The organism is Shimia sp. SK013 (assembly GCF_001292625.1).
In the GTDB taxonomy this organism is placed as follows: Bacteria; Pseudomonadota; Alphaproteobacteria; order Rhodobacterales; family Rhodobacteraceae; genus Shimia.
Window position 1 is genome coordinate 582197 of the sequence record NZ_LAJH01000009.1, and the last position, 17831, is coordinate 600027.

The following is a 17831-nucleotide window of genomic DNA, read 5'->3' on the forward strand; positions in this document are numbered from 1 at the left end:
GAGGACAAATTTATGGCTACTGAAATTCTTATGCCCGCCCTCTCCCCAACCATGGAAGAAGGCACTCTGGCCAAATGGTTGGTCAAAGAAGGCGACACAGTGAAATCCGGCGATATCCTTGCCGAAATCGAAACCGACAAGGCGACTATGGAATTCGAAGCCGTGGACGAAGGCGTCATCGGCAAGATACTCGTAGCTGAGGGCAGCGAGGGTGTGGCTGTAAACACCGCCATCGCCATTTTGGCCGAGGAAGGCGAAGACGTGAGTGCCTTGGAGGCTGCGCCCGCAGCCAACGCGGGTACCAAGACGGCCTCCACCGGAGGCTCCGAGGCGGCCGCTCCTGCCCGCGCAGCACCGCCCGAAGCACCAAAGCCGGATCTGTCGCCTGACTGGCCCGAAGGCACACCTATGAAAACATCGACAGTGCGGGAAGCGTTGCGCGATGCCATGGCCGAAGAAATGCGCGCCAATGAATCTGTGTACCTCATGGGTGAAGAGGTCGCCGAATATCAGGGCGCCTACAAAGTCAGTCAAGGTTTGCTGGATGAGTTTGGCGCCAAACGCATCATCGACACACCGATTACCGAACACGGGTTTGCGGGCATCGCCGTTGGCGCGGCCTTTGGCGGTCTGAACCCGATTGTCGAATTCATGACATTCAACTTCGCCATGCAAGCCATTGACCAAATTATCAATTCGGCCGCCAAAACGCTCTATATGTCCGGCGGTCAAATGGGCGCCCCGATGGTATTTCGCGGCCCCAATGGCGCCGCCGCCCGCGTTGGGGCGCAGCACAGCCACGACTTTGCCGCTTGGTATGCCCAGATCCCCGGCCTCAAGGTCGCGATGCCCTACTCGGCGGCGGATGCCAAAGGCCTGTTGAAATCGGCAATTCGCGATCCCAACCCGGTGATTTTCCTCGAAAACGAAATTCTCTATGGCCGCAGCTTTGAGGTGCCAGCCATCGACGACTTCACCATCCCCTTTGGCAAGGCTCGCATCTGGCGCGAAGGCAGCGATGTGACCATCGTCAGCTTTGGCATCGGTATGCAATATGCGCTCGAAGCCGCAGACAAACTCGCCGAGGACGGCATTTCCGCCGAAGTCATCGACCTTCGTACCCTGCGCCCGATCGACTATGACACGGTGATTGCGTCGGTGATGAAAACCAACCGCTGCGTAACCGTCGAAGAAGGCTTCCCTGTTGGCTCCATAGGCAACCATCTTTCGGCCACGATCATGCAACGCGCTTTTGATTACCTAGACGCACCGGTGATCAACTGCGCTGGCAAAGACGTGCCCATGCCCTACGCCGCCAACCTCGAAAAACTGGCGCTGGTGACCACGGATGAAGTCGTCGCGGCGGTGAAGCAAGTGACCTATCGGTAAGATCATGGCAAAAGTATGGGAAATACGCATAATGCAGAGCCTTGAGGAAATAGGCCTTTTTGAGGTTCCCTTTCACCAAATGGGTGAACAGGATGCAATTCAAGCCACCAAGTGTCTTTTGGCCAAAACGTCTTTGACAGACCAAGAGACCATTGCCTGCTATCTGAATCGACGAAAAGGCAGTTTGGTTCGTAGGAATCTTCTAGATTCACACAAAGACGCGCATACTTATTGCATTGCTGTCGGCGAAAACCCCCATGCAACCATTCGAGTGATTGAGAAGGATTGAGCACAATGCCCACAGAAATCCTCATGCCCGCCCTCTCCCCCACTATGGAAGAAGGCACCCTGGCCAAATGGCTGGTCAAAGAAGGCGACGAAATCTCCTCTGGCGACCTGATTGCCGAGATCGAAACTGACAAGGCGACCATGGAATTCGAAGCCGTGGACGAAGGCGTTATCGGTAAGATCCTCGTCGCCGAAGGCAGCGAAGGCGTTGCGGTCAACTCGCCCATCGCCGTCCTGCTGACAGACGGTGAAACGGCAGACGACATTGGCGCCACGCCGACGACGGCGCCGCAAGCGGCCCCGGCCGCTGACTCTGGCAAGGAGGCGGCTCCCGCAGGGGGCTCCGACGCGCCTGCCCCAGCTCCAAGCGCGCCTATGTCTGCGGACGGCGCGCGCATTTTTGCGTCACCCCTCGCGCGGCGCATCGCCGCCGACAAGGGCATAGACCTTGCCTTGGTCACAGGCTCCGGCCCGCGAGGTCGCATTGTCAAAGCAGATGTGGAAGGCACCACGGCCTCATCACCTGCAGTGCAAATGAAACCGGTGCCAAGCGGCGCGGCAAGCGCCCAAGCAGCAGCTTTGGCATCCGGACCAGCCACAGACACCGTGCTGCGCATGTATGAAGACCGCGAAACCGAAGAAGTCGCCCTGGACGGCATGCGAAAAACCATTGCAGCACGCCTGACCGAAGCCAAACAATCGATCCCGCATTTTTATCTGCGCCGTGATATCCAACTGGACGCCCTTTTGTCCTTCCGAGCACAGCTGAATGGTCAGTTGGAAAAGCGTGGTGTGAAACTGTCGGTGAACGACTTTATCATAAAGGCCTGCGCGCTTGCGTTGCAACAAGTGCCCGAGTCCAACGCGGTTTGGGCCAATGACCGCATCTTGCGCCTGAAACCTTCAGATGTCGCGGTCGCCGTGGCCATCGAAGGCGGATTGTTCACTCCTGTGATACGCGATTCAGATGCCAAATCTCTTTCGACGCTCTCCGCGGAGATGAAAGACCTCGCCGCCCGCGCGCGTGACCGCAAACTTGCGCCTCACGAATATCAAGGCGGCAGTTTTGCTATTTCCAACCTTGGCATGTTCGGGATCGATAATTTCGACGCCGTAATCAACCCGCCGCACGGCGCCATTCTTGCGGTTGGTGCAGGAGCCAAGAAACCCGTTGTTGGTGAAGGCGGTCAGATTGAGGTCGCGACTGTCATGTCTGTGACATTGTCGGTTGATCACCGCGTGATCGATGGTGCCTTGGGTGCACAGCTCTTGCAAGCCATTGTCGACAATTTGGAAAACCCGATGGCTATGTTGGCCTAATCAAGGTCAAAAACGCAAAAAAGGACCGGCATTGCCGGTCCTTGATCCCTGATAATCCCGCTAATTCAGGCCTTGGAACAGTCCACAAAATCCTGATCCATGCTGACGGCAGGCTGATCACACCCCGCTTCGCCGACCACTTTGGCCGGTACGCCAGCAACGGTGGTGCACGGGGGCACTTCCTGCAACACAACCGATCCGGCGGCAATCCTGCTGCAGTGGCCGACTTTGATATTGCCAAGCACTTTGGCGCCGGCACCGATCAACACACCATCTCCAATTTTTGGGTGGCGGTCTTCCTCTTCCTTGCCGGTCCCGCCAAGCGTCACCGAGTGCAACATCGACACGTTGTCGCCAACCACGGCGGTCTCACCGATGACGATGGAATGCGCATGGTCGATCATGATGCCTTTGCCAATCCGAGCGGCAGGATGAATGTCTATTCCAAAGATTTCACTGGCACGCATCTGGATGAAATAAGCCAGATCCGTACGCCCCTGCTGCCACAGCCAATGGCCGATGCGATAGGCCTGAACCGCTTGATACCCTTTGAAATAAAGGATTGGCTGCAACAACCTGTGACACGCGGGGTCACGCTCAAAGATCGCCATGAGGTCCGAACGCGCCGCTTCGGTCAATTCCGGCGACGAGGCAAAAGCCTCATCCCCGATTTCCCGCAAGATCACCATCGACATCTCATTGGATGACAGTTTCGCGGCAAAGCGATAGCTCAACGCGCGCTCCAAAGACGCATGGTGCAAGACACATGCGTGTACCAAACCACCCATAAGCGGTTCCTCGGCAACAGCCTCACGCGCCTCATCGGTGATGCGCTGCCACACCGGGTCGATTTCGGTCAGTTTAGGTCTCAACTCAGCCATGATGTCCTCATTATCTCCGCACCAATCTACTACAGATAGGTGACCACCCGCAAATTCAAAGCCGTGAAACATGCAATCACATTTCGGGATGTGTTCCTGCGGTTCACTTTCCCGCGATCCGATCAGAATCCCGGATCAAACGTTGCGGCTTTTCCCGGCCCAAACCGCGCCGAAATCTGTGCGACGTCTACGACGTCTCCGGCTGAAACCCCGTCCACCGCCATTTCGCCTGCCGCATATGTCCAAACGGGTTGACCAACCTCCGTTTCACGCAAAATCTGAACGCCACTGCGCACGCGCACCAAATAGGTCTCGTTGTCCTCCCCAATCGGAGGGTTTGCCGCCTCCCAACCGTCTCCATCAAGTCGTGTTCGTCGCACCCGGTCTAGCGTCATGCCGCCACCGATCTCACTCAGTGACCGCAAATGCACCGGTGCGTAAGGGCGCAATCCAACACCTGAAAACGACTGTACGGAGTGTGTGAAAGTCGGATCTGATAAACCACGCCCCGCCGGACCAATCCGGTAATGGCGCGCCACGTTGCGTAGGGCCGCGGTCAGATCCAACTGTGTCACCGCGTCGGAGATGCCAACGATCCAAGAACCCGCTGGCCAAACATGGTTTGTTGTAACTTCCGATCCTAACTGCCCACGCAACCGTTTGTTCAACAAATACCGATTTTCTTCCAACACGTCCGCGTACTGAAACTGCAGCAATTCCCAATTGTCCGCGGTCCCATCACCAATGGCAAACAGATTGCCACCATTTAGCAATCGCGTGTCGCTGACGCTCTACAGTTCTCCGGTCAACATTTTAACTTGTAGCGGCGCGCCACGATCAAACCGCCCCATCGGCCCCGCGCCAAGCGGGCTTTCAGTCACACCAATCACTGCAGGATATGTCACCAACCTATTGAGCGTGTAATCCTCATCCCCGTCCGCGGCGTATACCGCAACCGATCCCGGCCACGGACGGGCTGTCACTGCGACATGCGGGGCATGCGCAACCTCATCCCCCCTCAACAAAGGCAAATCCAAAAACAGGCTTTGCACAGGCACGGGCGCAACAAACGGGATTGTTCTCGGAGTCTCCTCTGATAAAGGCGATATGTCGTAGACCGAGTCTTCCTGTCGCGTGGCTTCGATCACTTGTGCGCCACTTTGCGTCGCACGGTCGATGCGATACGGACCGTCGCTTTCTGCACTTTGCAGATTGTCCTCCCGCTTCAGAAACAGCGTATCGCCAACACCCAAATGCAACAACGAAGGAGGCAGCGAAAACCGAGCGCTATCTCGTGCCACTCGCGCTTCTGCCAACCAGCGTTCCACAGTTTGACGGCCTTCAACACGCGTCATAGCCAAAGGGATTTCGCTTTGGGTTACCGCAAGGCTTTCATCCCCCGGTAAAATCGCTTCTTCAGACAAGGCTTCAAAGTCTCGCTCAGCCTCGACAAAACTCAACCTGACACGGCCTGAAATTTCCGCATCGGGCGCCCGCTGTTTTTCTATGTCCCCATCCAGATCCTCAGAAACCGCGAGTCCTTCGACCTTGAGAGGAACAGCGGTTTTGTCGCCACGCATCGCAAAGGACAATACCCCATCTCTTTCCAACGCATCAAACCCATAGCGCAGCATCAGGGGCTGCAATGCCGAGCGTGCGTCTGAAACATCCGTTTCGACAAAGCCGCGCACTATGCCCCGCAGGCCGGACACTTTGTAGTTCGTCACTCCCGCCGCAAGACAGATTTCCTCCACAACAGACGCCAGTGTCCGGTTCCCCGTGCGCCCGTTGATCCAATGCCCGCCCCCATAGTTGCGCCCATCGCTCCACAGCGTGCGGTTGTTGGGGAAAAACGGAAACGGCCGCGTGTCCCACGCCCAGACAAACATCCGCTTCGTGTCTATCATGGGCGCCGCATAAAGCGTTGAAATTGGGTTGTTCTCAGCCAACCCCCAATATGAGTGCATAGCTTGGATATAAACTTGTTGGATCGTATCGTCGCGCGCCCCGTTTGAGAAATAAGGCAACCCGGATTCCGACGACCGAATGTCGTAAAACACATTGGGCTGATTTGTGCCTTTGTCGACGGCTGCACACCCGATTTCGGTAAACCAGATCGGCTTTGACTGCGGTTCCCAATCGGTTGAGGAGGTGGACCGGACTCCACCTATCCGTTCGTGATGTGCATGCGCCCACCAGCCACGTATGTCTTTGTATCGAAAAACCCATGGCTCCGCGTGTGCGCCATCGGAAATCCCGACACGCCGTTGTGCCTTACGCGTGGCCGTAGACGGATGGAACCAAGAATAACCCTCTCCTCCCTCGATGTTTGCGCGCAGATAAGCGGGATCATGGAACGACGTCCAAGTTTGCGCATCCAGATGCTCCGGCCCGTCACGCCAATCCGAGAGTGGCATATAATTGTCGATGCCAACAAAATCGATGTCCTCATCTGACCACAGCGGATCGAGATGGAAATAAACGTCGCCAGTCCCGTCTTGCGGGTGGTATCCGAAATATTCCGACCAATCGGCCGCATAGCCGATTTTGGTGTCCTCGCCCAAAATTTCACGCACATCAGCCGCCAAGCTGCGCAGCTCTTCGACGGCTGGAAATCCACTTGGACCTCGAATTTGGGTCAGCCCACGCATCTCAGACCCAATACAAAACGCGTCAACGCCGCCCGCAGCGGCGCAAAGCGCGGCATAGTGTAGAATGAACCGACGATAGCGCCACTCCGACGGACCACTATAGACAACAGAGCCTTCGGCAATGGTGAAATCACCAACGCTTGCCGTCCCGAAAAAGGCCACGACTTCGTCTTCGGCTTGCAATGTACCGTCGGGACTTTCGTCCAATCCGACCGCAACGCTGCTGGTGATGCGCCCGCGCCATGGCAAGACCGGTTGGTCGACCGCCCCAGTCCATGGGTCCGGCAAACCATTGTCCGCCATTTGCTCCATCAAAATGAAGGGATAGAACATCACAGACTGACCAGCGTTGCGCATATGCTCGATTGCCTGAACAACAGAGGTATCCGTCGGTGTGCCGCCATAAATTGGCCGATCATCCAGTTGCGCAATGACTTGTGCGCCACTTCGAGGCAGGCCAGACACATTCCAAGGCATATCGCGCCCATCAACATCAGAGTCTTCAACCTTTGGGCGTAATTGGCATTCCGAAGCGCGCAAGTCGTCGCCAAACCAACTCACCACGAGTGACGCGGCTTTGCAGTTAGGCAATTCTTCGTCCAAAGCTTGCATCGAGCTCACAAAATCTGTTTTTCCCGCGGGACTATTAACGTTGGCGTTCCATTCCTCACCCGGGCCGCGGCGATAAAAGACCGGCGTCGTCGCAAGCGCATATTCCCCGGTCCCCGGAACCAGCGACACCGCTTGAACGGTTTGCGCATAGTCGCTTTCCGCACTCGCCTGTGCCTGTGGCGACAGACGCACCACTTCGAAAGAGAATTGCGGTACGCGATTGCCAAACGCGGACAGCTCCAAATCTTCGAAAACAACATACGCGGTGCCGCGAAATGCAGGCACAGCGCCGGCCCCTTCAATCGCTTCCATATTGGCATCCGGCAACTGGTCCGGTGTGCCATAATGGATGTGCATATTCAGATCCTCAGGCGAAATTTCCATGCCATCCGCCCAAACACGGCCTACCCGTGCAATTTCCCCTTCACACAGCGCGATTGCCAGCGACACTGTGTAGCTGTGTTCGCGCGTCTTGGGCGTCACGGGCGCGCCCTTGCCGCCACCGGTAATGGTTACATTTTCCATGAACTGCGTGGCCCAGATCACATGTCCAGAAACGCGCATCCGACCATAGACGCGCCTGACCGCTGCCCCTTCGGCTGATCCGGTCAACCGAAAGCGTTCCACTTTTCCCGCATCGACCACATCCGACCCAGCCCCCATCAGGCGTTGGTCAATCAACCGTCCAGCAGTGGCCCCCACGAGCCGCCCGATTGCCACCGATGATATTCCCGCCAGCGTGCCCCCTAGAGAACCGCCAATTGCCGCCCCTGCGGCTGCTAAAATTACCGTCGCCATCAGCCACTCTCCCTTGGAAACTCAAACCGCGCGACAACCCGTCGCCGCCACGCTGTGCCAAGCGCGCTTTCAACGACGCCGTGGCCGCTGTAGGCATGTACAAATGCCGCATCCGTGCCTGTCCGTACCAATATGCCCATATGCTTTGCGACTGCCCCAGCACGCATGCGAAACAGCAAAACGTCACCCACATCCCACGCCGCATGCTTTTCTTTTGCCGTCAAATGGCGTCGAGCCGCCCGCCACAACGCTTCAGTGCCGGCAGGTTCAGACCAATCTCGACTGTAAGCTGGCGGTGTTTCAGGTTCCTGATCATACAATGTACGCCAAACCCCGCGTATCAGCCCAAGGCAATCGGCACCTGCGCCCTTTCGGCTTGCCTGATGTAGATAGGGCGTCCCGATCCATTGGTGCGCGATTTCCGCCGCGCGCGGCCCTTGATCGCCCATCACCGCAAACTCCCGCCGCTGTTGTCAGCCTCCGAGACCGGATAGCTGGTGATCCAATCTTCGCCAGGAATGTCTGGAAACCCCTGAAAGTTCAGAAGATTACCGAACTTGAACCGACACGTGTCAAATCGCTTGTCACACCCAGCGACCAACCGCACCAAGTCTCCGGACTTTAGGTCAGCGCGCAAAGGTTCCCACAATTCAATCTCACGTAGCCCCCCCTCAAGAAAACGATCCACCTTGATCAACCCGTCAAGGTCGACCCCTGCACCGTCGCGAACAATCAAACGCCCGCGCGTGAACCAACCCGGTTCAAACCCGTTAAAACCATCCCATCGCAGGATGCGACTATCCTCAACGTCCGCCACTACGCGGTCCTCGACAAACCCCAGCGCTGTCACATCGAACTTGCATCGCCCATCCCCAAGGACCGCAGAACACGGCTTCTGATAGATGCGCCCATGCGGGATATTGAGCGTCTCGCTCACCCCCCGAAGCTCTGCCGTAAAGGCCCCACCTGTGCGCCGTATCTCACCGACTGAACCGCGAAACAGCACCTGCCTTTCGGTGACGTTTTTCCAATTCACCATCCAGGCCGTAACCTGCGCGCCGTCAAACCGACCGGCATCGATGTCCTCTTCCCGCACGGCGGCATCACTCAGCACGCCAACGGCCTCTAGATTGTCCACAGAAAGCCCGGCGCCCTGCTCGATGGCCGTCGCGCTTAACCCCGTAGCGGCGCGAAAGACCATGTTTTCAAACGCCAAATCACAATCGTGATCCGTGAATCCAAAAGTCATTCCATCCTTGCGCATGATCTGCCAGGCGCGTGCCACTGTGGTGGTGCCGTTTTGAAGATGCGCCTTCAACCCGTCATGAAATGCCATCAGACCCGCACCTCCACCACAGGAACACTTGGCACATCCCCGGCCTTAAAACTCGCCACACTGGTTTGAATGTGGGCAGTGTCAAATCGCACTGGCACGTCGAACTCAAACCCAGCGGTAACTTCCCGATCCGCATTTGGCGGGTGATCAAACGTGACAATTCCGCTGCTTTCTTCAATTTCGAAGTCCACGCCCTCGCGCAATTCATCCTCGGAGATGCCAATCTTCACCGAACCGGAAACCGGTTTTAAAATTGGACGGGCATAACTGTGGACGCCGGAACGATAGGTCTTCATCAACTGAAATTGGTCGGTGACATCGTCGCCAACCGCAATCACCTGATCGCGGTAATCAATGTCGGCAGATGAAACGCAGCTACGATGGTCTGACCAATCCTTCCAGCGAAACCCGTGCAGCTTGCCATGTCGCGCCTCGAAGAACGCAATCAACGTCTCAACGTCATCCAGCGACCGCATCCCGACACCTGCGTCATATCGACGGCGGGAATGTGCCCAGGGCGAGTTGCGCTCCTCAAAGCCGTTGACCAGCGTCACGACCTCTGTCCGCCGCTCCGGCCCGCCGACCGAGCCAAAACTCAGATTGGCCGGAAATCGTACCTCGTGAAATCCCATGGCCTTACCTCCTATCTGTTACGTTGTGCACGCCCGAGCGCGCGGCTCATCTGAGTGGCGATTTGACCCTGTGACCGTCGGAACCCGTCCACATCCGGCGTGGAGATGTTCATGACAACACTCACAGATCCTCCGCTTGAACCACTTCGCACGCCCAGCTTGCCATCGCTCCCACGCGCAAGCGGCATGATCGCCTCAGGGCCCGCCTCGCCCATCAAGCCAAGCCCACCCCGCATAGGAAAGGCGACAGGACCTGACACCACGCCACCATTGGCAAATGGTTGCACCCGTCCCTGTGAGAAACTGGCCCCATCAGCAAACGGGAAAATGCCGCCCATCAAGCCCCCTACGGCGCTAGAAATCAGCCCGCCCACTTGGTCCGTCACCGGTTTCATCGCGGCACGGTAGGTGGCGTCAATCATCGACTTTGCCAACGTTTCCAACGCGTCAGACAGGTTTTTCCCGTCAAACACCAAACCATCAAAAGCCTTACGCAACCCGCGGCTGATACCTTTGTCCAGCGCTGCCACGTCTGTGCCCGTCGCCGCCAACGACGTCCGCATTTGTTGCAGTTCGCCATCAAATCCCGAAACGACGGCGCTTGCATCACCAAGCGTCACCTCCAAGGCTTCGATTTGCATCTCAAGGCCGTCGATCTCATCCATCGCTAGTTCCTTCTATGTCTGTTTGATCCGGGAACGCCGCCATCAGCGCCTTAAATCCATCACGGCTCAGCGCTGCACCTGCCGCGTCAGTGCCCAACAAAACGCCGAACTCAACCGGTGTCAGCGCCCAGAATTCCTCGGGGCGAAGCCGACATTGCCGCATGGCGCAGCCCAACAAACTTCCCCAATCAAACCGGCTCATGTGTCCCCGTCACTGGGCAGGCTAAAGGCTCGCGCCAGCAACACCGCCGCAGCCCGCGCGGCTTCAAGTGGCCCGCCACCAATCTCCGCGTTAGACAAGTCCGTGCCAGTGCCCTGCCAGCCACCACCGCGCAGCCCCGCAAGGATCAACGCGCTCACATCGCGCGCCGAAAACCCGCGGCCCTCAAACCGCTCAACCAATGCCACCAGACTGTCGGCGCCCAAGTGCTCTTCAAGCTCTGCAAGCGCACCCAATGTCAGCTTCATCACATGTCGCGCACCGTTCAGTTCAATCGCCACTTCACCGGCCCAGGGATTGGCCATCTCAGGCCGCCACAAATGTCAGCGCGCCAGCAGACGACAACGAAAGCTCATAAGTCGCCTCACCATTGTGGCTGCCCGCATATTCGATCGCTGTGATCTGAAAAGGCCCTTCCACAGTGCCAAAATCCGGAATGATCACCTGAAACCCAGGCGTCTCGCCGTCAAAAAAGATCTGACGGGCGCGCTCATCCGTGTTGGCGTCCTTAAACACACCCGATCCGCTGATCGAGGCGGCTTTCACCCCTGCCCCGCTCAGCAGTTCACGCCACCCGCCCTGGCTTTCAAGCGAGGTCACGTCAACACTTTCAGCGTTAAAGCTGATGCGCGAAGCGCGCAGTCCTGCGACCGTTTCAAACTGGCCGTCTCCGGTTAGATCTACCTTGATCAAAAGGTCCTTGCCGTTCTGAGCACCCATTGTCCGTCTCCGTCTGTTAAGGTTGCATGTCGTCGATCCGCGCGCGAAACCGCAGATCAATCCGGCGCAAGTTTGCGCTTGTGTCTTTACGCGCCACCGCGCGATCAAAGTTGAGGTAGACGAGCCGCCCCCGCGTGAGCGTAAGATCGGCATGAACCAAGGCGTCACAAATCGCACCGGCTGCCGATTTGGCCCCCACATACCCCGCTTGATCCGCAATTACAGAGATCTCGAACCGGTGCTCCACTCCAGCGCTGTCCTTGTCTGACCGATCCAGCGCCGTCTCCCGTCCCAAACTCACATAAAGATCGGGCAAGCCGCCCTGCGGCACCGCGTCATAGACGGCCGTGCCGACTTCCGCGATCACACCAGCGTCGGTGCTCAATCTCTCAAAGACGGCCTGTTGGAGGGCCTGCGCCGCGCCATAGCTCATGTCACGACCTCCTCTACCGCGAGGCACTGGAGGTATCGCCCCAGTGCGTCGCGCTCGCTGACCGATTGGATTGTGAAAACCCGTGGACCATCCCGGAACCTTTGTCCCGGCGCGGGGCGTTTGCTCGACGCCACAGACGCACCACGCACGGTGATGCGAAATCTCGCCGTAGCCATAGACACATCGCCGCCATCGCGTTCCCGTCCACTTAACGCCGTCACCTCCGCCCAAAGCGTGCCCAGGGCCTGCCAATTTCGCGCATATCCACCGGCGCCATCAGGCGCTTGCACAGGAACCTCCAACACAAGTTGGCGCGACAATGTCACCGTCAAGGCACTCATTGACTTGCCACCGCACCAAGCCGCACCGGACGATACCGTTCGATCAGGCTTGAAACACCGAACGGCATGCAGCCTCCCTGCAACGCCGTGTCGTGGCGATACTCATAATAGTGCGCGGCCAACATCAGCACGGCTTGTTGCAAATCTACGGGAACATCCGCCCACGCCGCGCCAAATCCGGCTTCAAACCGCACTTTCGCCGTTCCCCCTTCGGGAATCTGGGGCAAGCAAGCCAACGTAGCGCGTATTTGAGGCGCCTGCGCGTCGGCCACCAACCGATAGCTTGAAGAAGCCACCGTCACTTCTTCTCCCGCGCGATTGGTCAAACTGACCTCCGTCAACGCCGTCACTGGCGCAACGGGCAAGGTCTGTGTATCCAAGCGCCGCCATGCCTCTAGGGTCCACCCGAAGGCTCGGTTCAACAGCACCTTGCCAGTACGGGCCTCCAAAGCGCTCATCGCGGCACGCAGAAAGCTCTCCAGCACAGTGTCCTGCAAACCATCCTCGGCAAATCCTGTGCCAAGCCGCAAGTGTTCGCGGAATTCCGCAATCGGAAGCGCCGCAACCGGCACCGAAGTCTCTTCGACCAACATCATGGAATCACTCCGAAAATCTCGTTACTCAACTTTGACGCGCGCCTTCACGTTGCTTGAACGGAGGGGGTTTACCAGACAACGCAAGGACGTCCCGCGCGCGCGGATCAGGCGGCATGACCCGCCCGACCCACCCGATAATCAGCTCAGCGCAAAGCGCAGGAGTTTGATCGCCGCAAAATCACTGACGTCGCCGCCAATGCGTTTGGTGGCGTAAAACATCACATGCGGCTTGGCGCTGAACGGATCACGCAGAACACGCAGATCAGGGCGCTCTGCCACCGTGTACCCAGCTGCAAAATCACCAAAGGCAATCGCATCCGCCCCGCTGGCGATGTCGGGCATGTCCTCGGCGATCAGCACCGGATAGCCAAGCAAGCGTGCCGGCTCACCGGCCGCCAAACCATCCGACCAAAGGAAGCGGCCATCTGCGTCCTTGAGCTTGCGCACCGCACCCGCGGACTTTGAGTTCATCACAAAGCTGGCGTTGGCGCGATACTGTGCGCCAAGCGCATAGACCAAATCGATGATCGCATCCCCACCGTCAAAATCGCCGTCCATACCAGTCGCCACATAGCCTAGGTTGCCCCAAGACCAACTGGCGTCATCCACCGACGGATGGGTCATGATGCCCATCGGCTTGTCCACACCGTCGCCATTGATAAAGGCCGCAGCCTCGGCGCGGGCAAACTTGTCTGCGATACGTCCCGCCAACCAGGCCTCAATGTCAAATGCGCTGTCATCCAACAGGCGTTGCGACGCTTTTGGCAAAGCGGAAAGTTCATGCAACGGAATTGAAATGCGCTCGATCGTCGGCGTGCCTGTCTCGATGGCTTTGCCTTCCAACTCCAGCCCTCGCAGGCCATCGTCTTCACCGCTGCGCAGATAGGCGTCAAAAGCTTTCTTGTGGGGCGCATCAAAAACGGTTGCTGCTGCCAGATGCGGCCGCGCCGCGTGCACTGTCTTGCGTTCAAGCATGGTCACTCGCTCTTTCTGTTTGCTCATTTCTGTCTGAATATCTTCTTGGAAAATCTTGAGTTCGCTCACAAAACCCGACACGGCGGATTTCATCTCGGCCACTGGGGACACACCTTCCCCGGTCCGAGAAAGGCTCTCGGTCTTGCTCATCAGCTTGTTCCCGTCTTTTGTTAGCGACGCCTTAGTTTGGCGTCAGTTCTCGGCGCGCGTCGTCAAAGATCGCCGCCAGTTCCCGCAGGCCGTCCGTCGGAGCTTCCTCCTTCGCCGCCACCCGCGCACTGGGCAACATCGGGAAGGTCACAAGCGACACTTCCCAGAGTTCCAGTTCCTGCAAGAGCCTTTCGCCCTTTTCGCTCTTTGTGGCGCGCACCGTACGATAGCCGATCGACAAACCGTCAATCGCGCCCGCCTCAATCAAGGCTGCCGCCTCACGCCCTTTGACTACATCGGTCAAGAGTCGCCCTTTGACCCAAAGGCCTCGCCCATCCTCGTTTACCTCATCCCAAATCCCGATAGGTTGCGCAGGGTCATGCTGCCACAGCATTTTGACGGATCTGCCCGCGAGCTTTAGCGCCTCAAGGGATGCCGCATACGCTCCTTTGCGCACCACATCTCCGCCACGGTCGGTCTTGCCAAAAAGGACTCATAGCCCTCAATCTTTGTGCCGTCCGCCACCGACAACCCATCGCCAAATCGCGCAAATTTGCGTTCCAGTTCTATTTCCACCGTCATACCACTTCCCTTCTCCGCCCTTCACGGCGTCACACCCATCACCGATTGAAACGCCTGTGCCAGGATCACGCCAACCACGCCGTAAACTGTCAACCAAAGCCGCCTTTCCAGCTTTTCAATCGCACTTTCCATCTTGTCCAACCGTCTGTTCAAGCTATCAAACTGCAATTTCGCGACCCGTTCATGCGCCTCAAGACGCAACCCCGGCGCGCAGTCAAATGCTTCAAAACCAATCCGATGTTCACTCATCCGCGTCTCCTTGCAGCGGCGGCAAGCCCAACAGCGCACGTTTCTCTGCTTCGCTAAGAAAATCAGCCGTCGCCACACGCGCCCATTGCGCATCCCGCTCCCCCGCCAGCGCTGGCACCTGATCCAGATCCGGCTTCAGCGTGACTTCTTCACCAGCACATCCCGCCAACCAGTCCCCGACGGTCGCGGCCACACGCGTTGCCAACGGCAACACCGTCAGCCGGAAAAAGGCCCGATGCGCTTCTTGATAGTTCGCATAAGTCGCATCCCCCTGAATGCCCAGCAGCATCGGCGGAACCCCAAACGCAAGGGCAATCTCCCGCGCAGCCGCCTCTTTGGTCTTTTGGAATTCCATGTCGCTTGGTGAAAACCCCATCGGTTTCCAATCCAGTCCACCTTCCAGCAACATTGGTCTGCCAGCGTTGCGCGCGCCTTGATGATGGCTCTCCATTTCGCCGATCAAGCGATCATATTGATCTGTGCTCAGGCTGCTTTGACCCTCTGCTCCGCGATACACAATTGCCCCGCTCGGTCGCGCCGCATTGTCCAGCAGCGCCTTCGACCATCGCGACGCACTGTTGTGCACGTCAATTGCCATCGCTGCGGCCTGCAACGGAGAAAACCCATAGTGATCGTCCTGCGGATGAAATGCTTTGATGTGGCAGATCGGCGACCGCTCGCCAACATCGAACCGGTGTTTGCGCGCCCCTACCGCATATTCATACCCCACAGGCCAGCCATCCGCGCCAGGCACCACGTTCATGCGGTCCGACCGTAGAACATGCAGCTCCAAAGGCAGACCGTCCTCATGACCAACGGCCTCGACATAGCCATTTCCCGACAGCAAAAGTTGACTGTACAGCGCCTCAAACAGCTCGGCGCGCCCCTGCGCCATGTTCGGCGACCGGATCAACGCCAAAACAGGGTGTGTTTCAAACCGCTCGCTTGCAGTTTGCAACACGAGCGGCAGCGCCGCAGCCGCCTCAGCAATCAGTTTGACCGAGCGAAACCCAACCGGGTTTCCTGCAAAACCCGAACGCGTCAGCGACACGGTGTCCCTCGGACTCCAAGCGACGCGCCCCGCACCGTGCCACGCCATAACCGGCCCTGTCGCGCTGGCTTTCGTTTCCGGTGTCGCCGTCGCCTCGCGCCGTAGAAAATCCAATAACATCCCGTGCCGCTCCCGCCTGATATCACCTGCAAAGCCTATCGCTCCGCCTGGTCTCAAATCCTGTGTCCGCTTTGGACAAGAACAGTTATCCACCCTTTTTCTTAAATTGTGCCCATCCCGGCGCGCGATCCCCGTTGCGCCTTGTTTGTAAGGTTCAAAGCGCGCGCATCCTCGGGCGACGCCAACTCGCGGCAGGTTCGATCACCAACTCCGTTAGGGCCCACACCAGCGCATCCACCCGATCCGGACTGCCTTTGCCGTCAAACCCATGTGTGGTCATTGCACACATTTGATCTTCCAGCGCGTCCAGGTCCTGCATGTGCGCGACACGGCCCTGTTCATAAAGTGCCGCCACAGGTTCCGCCCGCGCCACCTTTCCGCGCGTGGCCCGCACAGCTTTGAACGGCACCAACGGGTCAATTTGGTTTATAACGGATTGCACCAAATCCCCGCCTTGATTGACCTCCGCCACCAACCGCTCAGCACCCCAAGCCTCCATCGCCGCCAGCGCGACCCGTGCCCAGGCATCCGGCGTGGCCGCCCGAACGGTTGCATCATCCAGCACCACTGCGCGCCAGTTCTGCACAGGCCCCTTGGCGATCACGCCCGCCACCACAATGCCGCACGCATCCGAACCGGCGTGCCCGGTGACCGGTGGATCCACCGCCACGACGATACGGTCCAGCTCCGGGACCTCCGCCAATCGGCCTGCATCCAACGATTACCGCCGCCACAACGCGCCCTCACTGTCTTCCAGAAGATGCCCGTCGAGTTCCTGCCGCCCCAGCCGCGTGCCGTCATAACGTGCACGCACCTCTTCAAGAAAGCTCAGTGCCAGGTTGGCCCGGTTTGCCTCTGTCGACGCCGAAGACGTCACCGTGCTTGGTGCCTTTAGCAACACTTTCAACACCCCGACATTGCGCGGAGTGGTCGTCACGCATTGCTGCGGGTGCGCACCTAACCGCAGCCCAAACTGCAACTGATCCCACGTCGCTTGGCCATTGCGCCACTTTGCCAATTCATCCACCCAGGCCGCATCAAACTGCGGCCCGCGCAGCCCTTCGGGGTCATGTGCAGAAAACGCCTGCGCTACGGCTCCGTTCGGCCAAACAAGCCGCTTACGACCAGCCTCCCACACCGGACGCCGATCCGGCGGGGAACAAGCCAAAAGTCCGCTCTCGCCGAACACCATCACCTCGCGCACCTGATCAATTGTCTCCCCCACTAGGGCAACCCGTCGCGCGCGACCAGCATCCAGTGGACCCGCGCCCTCGACCTTGCTGCGCACCCATTCCGCCCCGGCACGGGTTTTCCCGGCACCACGTCCCCCAAGGATCACCCAGCTCTTCCACCCGCCCTCCGGCGGCAGTTGGTGCGGCAAGGCCCAAAAATCGAACAAAAAAGGCAGCGCCAGCAAATCTTCCTCACTCAGGTCGTCGAGGAATTCGGCCTGTATCTCGGCAGTCTCTGAGGCGATCCAAGCGGCACCGGATCGAAGATCTTGCCCGCTCGAGGTCGATGTCAGGTCCGCCACGGCTCGCACCGGTTTTGAGGTCGCGTTTTTCAATGTCACTCTCCGCTTCAATCGCCATGCGAATGCACTGGCGCACTTCGTTCAAAACTTGCCCGGCGTTGCCTGGCAAAACCGCACTGACAGCCTGAAGCTGGGTGCACATCACAATGAGATCGTCAGTTGCAGATCGCAGCGCCGCCTTGACGGCCGCAATCTCTGGGTCCAGCGCCAAACCGGTCTTTGGCGTGTATGTGGGGGTCATTTGGGCTCATACCTCTCATGCGTGGCTTCCCCTCCAAACAAGAAACA

At 58.3% G+C, this 17831-nt stretch carries 17 protein-coding genes and 3 pseudogenes; 2 read left to right on the top strand and 18 right to left on the bottom strand.

What is annotated here, in order from left to right:
- Positions 1-12: 12 nt before the first annotated feature.
- Positions 13-1389 (top strand): pyruvate dehydrogenase complex E1 component subunit beta, encoded by a 1377-nt coding sequence (locus tag SHIM_RS05330; RefSeq protein WP_054001550.1) that lies wholly within the window; start codon positions 13-15, stop codon positions 1387-1389.
- A 294-nt stretch (positions 1390-1683) separates the two neighbouring features.
- On the top strand, positions 1684-2997 hold the full coding sequence (locus SHIM_RS05340; protein ID WP_054001552.1) for a pyruvate dehydrogenase complex dihydrolipoamide acetyltransferase: 1314 nt from the start codon (positions 1684-1686) through the stop codon (positions 2995-2997).
- A 65-nt stretch (positions 2998-3062) separates the two neighbouring features.
- Here the strand turns inward: SHIM_RS05340 and cysE are convergent, their stop codons facing one another.
- The 18 genes and pseudogenes from cysE to SHIM_RS20340 form a co-directional block, all read right to left on the bottom strand.
- Positions 3063-3878: a serine O-acetyltransferase gene (gene cysE / locus SHIM_RS05345; RefSeq protein WP_054001998.1), complete on the bottom strand. Its 816-nt coding sequence runs from the start codon at positions 3876-3878 to the stop codon at positions 3063-3065.
- Between the two features lie 122 nt (positions 3879-4000).
- Positions 4001-7939, bottom strand: a pseudogene (locus tag SHIM_RS05350) (baseplate multidomain protein megatron).
- Complete coding sequence (locus tag SHIM_RS05355) at positions 7939-8388, bottom strand: NlpC/P60 family protein (RefSeq protein ID WP_054001553.1); 450 nt, start codon at positions 8386-8388, stop codon at positions 7939-7941. The pseudogene SHIM_RS05350 and the gene SHIM_RS05355 overlap by 1 nt, the downstream one beginning before the upstream one ends.
- Positions 8388-9275 carry a DUF2163 domain-containing protein gene (locus tag SHIM_RS05360; protein ID WP_054001554.1) on the bottom strand — a complete coding sequence of 296 codons (888 nt, stop codon included), beginning with the start codon at positions 9273-9275 and terminating at the stop codon, positions 8388-8390. Before SHIM_RS05360 ends, SHIM_RS05355 begins: the two co-directional genes overlap by 1 nt.
- The gene (locus SHIM_RS05365; RefSeq protein ID WP_054001555.1) at positions 9275-9907 is read right to left on the bottom strand and encodes a DUF2460 domain-containing protein; all 633 of its coding nucleotides are present in this window, start codon (positions 9905-9907) and stop codon (positions 9275-9277) included. The genes SHIM_RS05360 and SHIM_RS05365 overlap by 1 nt, the downstream gene beginning before the upstream one ends.
- An 11-nt stretch (positions 9908-9918) precedes the next feature.
- Positions 9919-10572: a phage tail tape measure protein gene (locus tag SHIM_RS05370; protein WP_054001556.1), complete on the bottom strand. Its 654-nt coding sequence runs from the start codon at positions 10570-10572 to the stop codon at positions 9919-9921.
- Positions 10565-10774 carry a phage tail assembly chaperone gene (locus tag SHIM_RS05375; protein WP_054001557.1) on the bottom strand — a complete coding sequence of 70 codons (210 nt, stop codon included), beginning with the start codon at positions 10772-10774 and terminating at the stop codon, positions 10565-10567. The genes SHIM_RS05370 and SHIM_RS05375 overlap by 8 nt, the downstream gene beginning before the upstream one ends.
- Complete coding sequence (locus SHIM_RS05380) at positions 10771-11097, bottom strand: gene transfer agent family protein (RefSeq protein WP_054001558.1); 327 nt, start codon at positions 11095-11097, stop codon at positions 10771-10773. The genes SHIM_RS05375 and SHIM_RS05380 overlap by 4 nt, the downstream gene beginning before the upstream one ends.
- A gap of 1 nt (position 11098) precedes the next feature.
- Positions 11099-11512 (bottom strand): phage major tail protein, TP901-1 family, encoded by a 414-nt coding sequence (locus SHIM_RS05385; RefSeq protein WP_054001559.1) that lies wholly within the window; start codon positions 11510-11512, stop codon positions 11099-11101.
- 16 nt (positions 11513-11528) lie between these two features.
- Positions 11529-11945, bottom strand: coding sequence for a DUF3168 domain-containing protein (locus SHIM_RS05390; RefSeq protein ID WP_054001560.1), 417 nt, complete (start codon positions 11943-11945; stop codon positions 11529-11531).
- A complete protein-coding gene (locus SHIM_RS05395) occupies positions 11942-12286 on the bottom strand; it encodes a head-tail adaptor protein (RefSeq protein ID WP_054001561.1) in 345 nt (114 codons plus the stop codon). Before SHIM_RS05395 ends, SHIM_RS05390 begins: the two co-directional genes overlap by 4 nt.
- Entirely contained in the window at positions 12283-12882 is a 600-nt protein-coding gene (locus SHIM_RS05400; RefSeq protein WP_054001562.1) for a head-tail connector protein, read from the bottom strand. The genes SHIM_RS05395 and SHIM_RS05400 overlap by 4 nt, the downstream gene beginning before the upstream one ends.
- A 138-nt stretch (positions 12883-13020) precedes the next feature.
- Complete coding sequence (locus tag SHIM_RS05405) at positions 13021-14007, bottom strand: phage major capsid protein (protein WP_054001563.1); 987 nt, start codon at positions 14005-14007, stop codon at positions 13021-13023.
- A gap of 31 nt (positions 14008-14038) precedes the next feature.
- A pseudogene (locus SHIM_RS05410) lies at positions 14039-14589 on the bottom strand (HK97 family phage prohead protease).
- A 21-nt stretch (positions 14590-14610) separates the two neighbouring features.
- Positions 14611-14838: a GTA head formation protein, RCAP_rcc01685 family gene (locus tag SHIM_RS05415; RefSeq protein WP_054001564.1), complete on the bottom strand. Its 228-nt coding sequence runs from the start codon at positions 14836-14838 to the stop codon at positions 14611-14613.
- Positions 14831-16009 carry a phage portal protein gene (locus SHIM_RS05420; RefSeq protein WP_054001565.1) on the bottom strand — a complete coding sequence of 393 codons (1179 nt, stop codon included), beginning with the start codon at positions 16007-16009 and terminating at the stop codon, positions 14831-14833. Before SHIM_RS05420 ends, SHIM_RS05415 begins: the two co-directional genes overlap by 8 nt.
- 154 nt (positions 16010-16163) lie before the next feature.
- Positions 16164-17486 (bottom strand): annotated as a pseudogene (locus tag SHIM_RS05425) (DNA-packaging protein).
- Complete coding sequence (locus SHIM_RS20340; protein ID WP_193749861.1) at positions 17434-17784, bottom strand: hypothetical protein; 351 nt, start codon at positions 17782-17784, stop codon at positions 17434-17436. The pseudogene SHIM_RS05425 and the gene SHIM_RS20340 overlap by 53 nt, the downstream one beginning before the upstream one ends.
- Positions 17785-17831 lie beyond the last annotated feature (47 nt).

Coding starts and splice junctions, on each gene's coding strand:
- SHIM_RS05330 (WP_054001550.1), top strand. CDS start 13: ATGGCTACTGAAATTCTTATGCCCGCCCTCTCCCCAACCATGGAAGAA.
- SHIM_RS05340 (WP_054001552.1), top strand. CDS start 1,684: ATGCCCACAGAAATCCTCATGCCCGCCCTCTCCCCCACTATGGAAGAA.
- cysE (WP_054001998.1), bottom strand. CDS start 3,878: ATGGCTGAGTTGAGACCTAAACTGACCGAAATCGACCCGGTGTGGCAG.
- SHIM_RS05355 (WP_054001553.1), bottom strand. CDS start 8,388: ATGGGCGATCAAGGGCCGCGCGCGGCGGAAATCGCGCACCAATGGATC.
- SHIM_RS05360 (WP_054001554.1), bottom strand. CDS start 9,275: ATGGCATTTCATGACGGGTTGAAGGCGCATCTTCAAAACGGCACCACC.
- SHIM_RS05365 (WP_054001555.1), bottom strand. CDS start 9,907: ATGGGATTTCACGAGGTACGATTTCCGGCCAATCTGAGTTTTGGCTCG.
- SHIM_RS05370 (WP_054001556.1), bottom strand. CDS start 10,572: ATGGATGAGATCGACGGCCTTGAGATGCAAATCGAAGCCTTGGAGGTG.
- SHIM_RS05375 (WP_054001557.1), bottom strand. CDS start 10,774: ATGAGCCGGTTTGATTGGGGAAGTTTGTTGGGCTGCGCCATGCGGCAA.
- SHIM_RS05380 (WP_054001558.1), bottom strand. CDS start 11,097: ATGGCCAATCCCTGGGCCGGTGAAGTGGCGATTGAACTGAACGGTGCG.
- SHIM_RS05385 (WP_054001559.1), bottom strand. CDS start 11,512: ATGGGTGCTCAGAACGGCAAGGACCTTTTGATCAAGGTAGATCTAACC.
- SHIM_RS05390 (WP_054001560.1), bottom strand. CDS start 11,945: ATGAGCTATGGCGCGGCGCAGGCCCTCCAACAGGCCGTCTTTGAGAGA.
- SHIM_RS05395 (WP_054001561.1), bottom strand. CDS start 12,286: ATGAGTGCCTTGACGGTGACATTGTCGCGCCAACTTGTGTTGGAGGTT.
- SHIM_RS05400 (WP_054001562.1), bottom strand. CDS start 12,882: ATGATGTTGGTCGAAGAGACTTCGGTGCCGGTTGCGGCGCTTCCGATT.
- SHIM_RS05405 (WP_054001563.1), bottom strand. CDS start 14,007: ATGAGCAAGACCGAGAGCCTTTCTCGGACCGGGGAAGGTGTGTCCCCA.
- SHIM_RS05415 (WP_054001564.1), bottom strand. CDS start 14,838: ATGAGTGAACATCGGATTGGTTTTGAAGCATTTGACTGCGCGCCGGGG.
- SHIM_RS05420 (WP_054001565.1), bottom strand. CDS start 16,009: ATGTTATTGGATTTTCTACGGCGCGAGGCGACGGCGACACCGGAAACG.
- SHIM_RS20340 (WP_193749861.1), bottom strand. CDS start 17,784: ATGACCCCCACATACACGCCAAAGACCGGTTTGGCGCTGGACCCAGAG.